The organism is Synechococcus sp. MU1655 (assembly GCF_023630655.1).
GTDB lineage: Bacteria > Cyanobacteriota > Cyanobacteriia > PCC-6307 > Cyanobiaceae > Synechococcus_C.
The window spans coordinates 1-5864 of record NZ_JAKUHK010000121.1 but is presented as its reverse complement, the minus strand read 5'-3'; the positions used below and the strand labels follow the sequence as shown (position 1 = coordinate 5864).

Sequence of the window (5864 nt, the reverse complement as noted above, 5' to 3'; positions counted from 1 at the left end):
AGGCCCCTATCTCTCGCAATTCATGCTCATCGGCAATGCCAGTCCGAGCGAGGGCATCACGCCAGAGCAAGGCTTCATCAACTTCGGTGCCCAGAGGATCGACCAGCGCGTGCTGGAGGCGAGGCAGCAAGACGACTACATGATGAAGTGGGATGACTGGCACCGGGTTCAGCAGGGCTATGAAGTCCGAGCGGATCGTTTCGATCCCTGCAAGTCCTCGGGGCCGGGGCAGGCCTTCACCGGCCAGCGTCGATTTATCCATACACCCCGTGATCTGGCGACTTACGTCCACGTGGATGCGCTGTATCAGGCCTATCTCAATGCCTGCCTGCTGTTGCTTGGCAACGGCACCCCGTTTGATCCTGGGTTCGATCTTCTTTCAGGTGGAGGCGAAGGCCTGCTCCATGACCCAGCCAGTGGCCAGAAAGTGCCCTTGAACGCTGGTGGCTTTGCCCTCTGGGGCGGCCCCCATGTGCTCAGCCTGGTGACGGAGGTGGCAACGCGTGGGCTCAAGGCCGTGCGCTACCAAAAGTTCAACAACCATCTACGCCTTCGCCCTGAGGCCCTGGCTGCACGGATTGAAAAAGCGCATGAGATCGAATCCCGCTTCCCAACGATCTGCGGTTGCTTCAGCGAGATGGCCAGCGACCTACAACAAGTAGTCGATTTAATTCGTAATCACAACCAATTGCTTACTGGTGACGCCACGGCACTGCTGCCGATGGCTTTCGCAGAAGGTTCGCCGATGCACCCTGCCTATGGCGCCGGACACGCCACAGTTGCAGGCGCATGTGTGACCATTCTCAAAGCCTTTTTCAACACCTCCGCACTCTTCGTCAAGATCAACGATGTAGCTGGGTTCCACAGCAAGCAACACATCTTGGATCGCCTCAAGTGTGGTGATTCTGTTGAGGCGGGGGCCTACCAGGTGACCGACTGCGGTAAGAGGCTGGAGTTCGAACGATGTGGTTCCTTCCACTTAATCGAAGGGAAGGACGCCACATTCAAGCCAGATGGGACAACAAACCAATCTTGTTGCCCTCTAACGCTGGAAGGAGAGCTCAACAAGCTGGCTGCGAACATCTCGATAGGTCGCAATATGGCGGGCGTGCATTATTTCTCTGACTACTACGACAGCCTTCGTATGGGCGAGGAAATAGCGATCGGCATCCTCGAAGAGCAGGCTCTCTGCTACGAGACGGATCCCTTCGTACTCAGCGTGCCCACATTCGATGGTGATGTGCGTCGCATCGGTCAGCGATAATTCTTGCGCTATGAGAATCGCGAAGGATTCCAACTAACAGAGCCAATCAGCGGCGCGCACTTCTGACGCGTCCGCTGATTGTTTGCGTTAGCCGCCCCCTTACAAAAACTGAAGTCGAATTGCAATGAACGTACGCGGAAGATTGAAGGCAGGCCGTGCCACAACGAAAGACGCTTTGGAGTTGTTCGATGTACTTGAGCCCGTGGATGTTGACTTCATGCTTGGCAATTGGAAGGGCGAAGGCTTTCATACCAACCACCCAATGGATGGACTTCTCGAGACCTATCACTGGCATGGGAAACGCTTTGAAAGTCTCGAAGATGTTCATCCCTTGGTGTTTTCAACACGTCGCGGAGGCGTTGCCAACGTCAACCCCGGCTTGATGGGGTCGGCGTTGAATCTGCCCATGCCAAAGTCAGCGATCGTGGGTCGCATCTTCCAAGCACTTCTACCTTTTCTTACAACATCCCAGTCCAGGGCTCGGTTGCGCATGACAGCCTATCGGGGAAAGTCGAGCGCAACCATGATTTACGACCAGCTGCCGATTAACGACGTGTTTCGCAAAATTGATCGGGATACCGTATTCGGCGTTATGGATTTGAAAGGAATGAAGTTGCCGTTCTTCTTCATCCTTCAGCGTGAGCAGGGGAGCGAACATTTTCTTAGAAGCGAGCGGCCTTAATGGGCCACTATTTAAATCAAGAGCGAGACAAAAACTCTTATTATCGCCGCAGAACTGGTGCAGATTGACGCTCCATCACACTTACAACGACTGAACAACACCCAAAATCGTACTGACTGATAGCGTCTGCTCTGCTGAGCTCATACAGCCCATACACATGCCCTGAGAACATCATCTGATGAAGAAACCATCGGAAATGGTTTCATCCATTTGCAGTCAATTCTGCGGGCTGGAAGCCCGCAGAATTGACTGCAAATGGATGAAGCCGACTACTCCATGGGTGCTAAACACCTAGCCCCTTTCCCAAGGGTCATAAATAAGTGCAAAGAAGATCAGTTCAAAGAGGTTTTTTGCATCGCCACAGGGATGCGAGGCACGGGGAAGCCTGCCTGACCTAGCACTTCAACAATCATGCGATTCGCATCAAAATAGACTTGCCAGTAGTGACTGATGTGTGCGTAAGGACGGACAGCTAAACGTGGCCCCCTCTCACTGAATTCAAGAACCTCAACTTCGGCCTCAATTTCACTCGCTTGATTAGGAACTTTCTTAATCCCTTCCTTCAGCAAAGTGATCGCCCTAGCAACATCAGCGCTGTTATCGAGTTGAGCAACAAGATCAACACGGCGATAAGGCGTTGCCGAGTAATTCTTGATTGTGTCACCAAAAAGCTTGGCGTTGCCCACAATATTCACAACATTGTCGATAGAGGTAATCGAGGTGACGAACATACCCACCTCATTCACAGTGCCTTCAACACCACCTCCATCGATATAGTCACCTACCGAGATCGGCCTAAAAAGCTGCAGGAATACACCAGCAGCGAAGTTGCCCAGCATGCCACTCCAAGCTGCGCCGATCGCAATACCAGCACCAGCGAGCAGGGCAGCGAAACTAGTGGTTTCGACGCCAAAGAAGCCAAGAATGGCAACAATAAGAACAACCCGAAGCACCACTCCAATGATGCTTAAAAGGTAATTAACTAGTGTTGAATCAAGAGTGCCCTGCCTAAAGAACCGTCTTAAAAGTCGGAGAGCCAAACCAATCAGCCAGCCACCAACGACCCATAGAGCAGCCGCACCAACAAGCTTAAAAAGAAAAGGTACAATCAACGCCGAGACGGCATCAAAGCTAAAAACCAAGAAAACTGAAGGGAAAGCCCCCATGAGATTCAGAACCTTTGAATCACTGCAGTACAAGAATGACAAGTCGATACATTGATGTCAGCCAATTAGCAGCAAATTCACAAAATCTCGGCATTCATAATAGACAGTCCACTGCAACAGAAACTCGCCACAATAAACGGCACAAAAAGAACCCAAGGGAACACATACAAAAGAGCAACAAACAGCTTCTGGCAACACTAAATGGTTATCAATACCATGGATGCCACGGTTAAATACTAATCCTAACGCCTACATTCCAAGCAAAGCTTAGCGCCTACAGATCGATTCGAGCATCGCATAAAGCAAAATATAAGTGGTTTTTAAGGAAATTCTCATCAACGCAAATTGCCCGATCAGCAATTAACCAGGATCCTAATAACCAACAAAAACAGTTAAATGCACTCAAATCGCAGAATTAGTCGATAGCGATTCTTCCTAGCACATGAATCGACAGCAACCAGCTGAAACCAGCAAACACCAACCACTTAAAGAATGATAAGTTTTCAACATTCACAGAGCTGCCACTGATGCATCAACCGTATTAGTGAATCAAAATGCAATCAGATAGCTGAAAGTGATGCGCAGCCTAACCATGATCGTTGCAGGGGTGCTCGTGAGCGCTTGTAGCCAATATCAAAGTCTTCCCACACCTCAAAAAAATATCAGCACCCTTCAATGTGGAGAGATTGGAACGGTGCAATACAGCTCTTGGACCCAGGGAGACGCAATGAAGACTTCGATCACCATCGGATCCAAAACCTGGAATGGAACAGAAGAGGGAGGGAGTATGCGTTTCTTCACTCCCGACCAACCATCAGAAAACAGCCCGTGGATGAACTTCTACCAGGACAAAGCCTGGCTTTATCTGAACTACAAAGGTGATGAAGGCTGGAGGGATCTGAATGGAGAGCAATCCTCTCAATACCGAAGCACCCATCCTGAGTTGAAAACGATTGAATGCACACCAATCAATCGTGATGACAGCATCGTGGGCTATTGGCAAAGCAACGACACTTCCAGACCCTGGATCAGCATTTCCTATACAGGAAATAACAACAATACCTTGAATATCGAAGCATGCCCTAACCCACAAGATGCAAAAGGCCAGGCAAGCTGCCTCAGCCAAACAGGGACATGGAACAATGACACAACCTTTCAATATGAATCAAGTAATTCACAAGAGATCGTTGGACGGGTGAATCTGATAGATGACGAAATCACACTGTTATCTGATAATCGAAAGGTTGACACCTGGGTTCGCAAAGCACAATCCATGCTCTGCAGCTTCAATGGTGAAGCACTCAAGCAGGCTACGATTCGCGACGGCACGCTGATCAAGATCAAGTGGTCCGACGGTCCCAAAATGACCTACAGACCCATAGCCCCCGCACAAAATCAAATCTATCAAGATACACTCGGTGGACGTTGGAAGGTGATAAATCGTCTTCAAGGGATCGATGGCACACTAAAACTGGTCAATGTCGGCAACCAAAACACAATTGCTTGCCAACCAAAGCCTGAGAACAATGAATGAAGATGTGCATGACGAGCAAATGAAAAACGACGACGGTTGTGATGTTGCAATTAGAGATTGCAACACTGAATAAGTGCACGAAGGGCCGACAAGCTCCTGATCAACCCAGTCGTTAACTTGATTGCTCTTTTCGTGCTTCTTGGTGATCCCCTTTCCATAAATGAATGCCTCATATCCTGGCAGCGCTTGCACGTCTGCTGCCCTTGTCAGGAGGCATGATTGAAGGAGTGATCGCTGAATAGAGCCTCATCAATGGTGGAACTTCAACACAGTTGTGGTACACAACCTCGCGATGAATGTTCAAATTGTTTTCTTTGCTTTGTTGTCATGAAAGAGGTCAGTCATGTTGCGACAACAGATTGCTTGAGGAAAAACTCCATGGATTCAAAAGCGCGCGTCAGGTCAAGAGCGATCGGCCAAAAACGGTGGTTGCATAACCTTGAGACACAGCTGATCTCCATGCGTCATAGATTCATCAACACTAAACTCAATGGGGTCAATCAATAGGACAGATACGATGAACTTCCCTTACAACTTAAACAATGCAGCAAAAAGCTATTCATTGCCAAATCAGTACAAAGAGATTTCTGGCTTATCACCTCTAGAGAGCAACAACTCCCTGGCTTTTGTGCAAGATGAGGCCGTGCAGATTCACATCTTCGATTTAATTTCTGGAACGGTTACAGAGCACATCAAGCATGACGATGGCGATTCAGAAGACATTGTTATTGCAGGGAATACGGCCTATTTACTAAAAGCCGGAAAGCACCCTGCAATCTACAAAGTTACTGACTTTACCTGCAACAATGCTCCTTATGAACAATACCGCCTGGATCTAGACAAGGATCAAGACCCGGAAGGTTTATGCCATGACGTCGAAAGAAATCGCCTGTTAATTGCTTGCAAAGGCTCGTCAAAGAAAAATGATCGAACGCGAAGCGTTTACGCCTTTGACCTCCAATCAATGCAGATGGATCATTCACCTGTGTTCGCAATCAATAATCAGGATTTCCTAAACGACTCAGAAGACACGTTCAACCCTTCCGGCATCGCAATTCACCCTCAATCCAATGATCTCTACATGATTGGCTCCAAAGGGGAAAAAATGATCGTTTGCTATACCTTAAAGGGACATTTCAAAGGGGCCTGGAGATTGGACAAGAGTCAGTTCATTCAGCCCGAAGGAATTGCATTGATGCAATCTGGAGAGCTAGTGAT

5 protein-coding genes are annotated in these 5864 nt (G+C 48.7%); 4 read left to right on the top strand and 1 reads right to left on the bottom strand.

Annotation, left to right across the window (positions count from 1 at the left end; translation table 11 throughout):
* Both NCN04_RS06835 and NCN04_RS06830 read left to right on the top strand, forming a co-directional pair.
* Nucleotides 1–1264 (top strand): vanadium-dependent haloperoxidase (locus tag NCN04_RS06835; RefSeq protein ID WP_250395595.1); only part of this gene is annotated, 1264 nt, incomplete at its 5' end.
* Between the two features lie 124 nt (nt 1265–1388).
* Entirely contained in the window at nt 1389–1946 is a 558-nt protein-coding gene (locus NCN04_RS06830) for a DUF4334 domain-containing protein (RefSeq protein WP_250395594.1), read from the top strand.
* A 332-nt stretch (nt 1947–2278) separates the two neighbouring features.
* Here NCN04_RS06830 and NCN04_RS06825 read toward each other — a convergent pair whose 3' ends face one another.
* Nucleotides 2279–3112, bottom strand: coding sequence for a mechanosensitive ion channel family protein (locus NCN04_RS06825; protein ID WP_250395593.1), 834 nt, complete (start codon nt 3110–3112; stop codon nt 2279–2281).
* Between the two features lie 787 nt (nt 3113–3899).
* Here NCN04_RS06825 and NCN04_RS06820 point away from each other — a divergent pair.
* Together NCN04_RS06820 and NCN04_RS06815 are read left to right on the top strand one after the other, a co-directional pair.
* Nucleotides 3900–4646 (top strand): hypothetical protein, encoded by a 747-nt coding sequence (locus NCN04_RS06820; protein WP_250395592.1) that lies wholly within the window; start codon nt 3900–3902, stop codon nt 4644–4646.
* A 517-nt stretch (nt 4647–5163) separates the two neighbouring features.
* Nucleotides 5164–5864, top strand: a 701-nt coding sequence (locus tag NCN04_RS06815; RefSeq protein WP_250395591.1) for an SdiA-regulated domain-containing protein, incomplete at its 3' end; no start/stop codon positions are given.

Coding starts and splice junctions, on each gene's coding strand:
- NCN04_RS06830 (WP_250395594.1), top strand. CDS start 1,389: ATGAACGTACGCGGAAGATTGAAGGCAGGCCGTGCCACAACGAAAGAC.
- NCN04_RS06825 (WP_250395593.1), bottom strand. CDS start 3,112: ATGGGGGCTTTCCCTTCAGTTTTCTTGGTTTTTAGCTTTGATGCCGTC.
- NCN04_RS06820 (WP_250395592.1), top strand. CDS start 3,900: ATGCGTTTCTTCACTCCCGACCAACCATCAGAAAACAGCCCGTGGATG.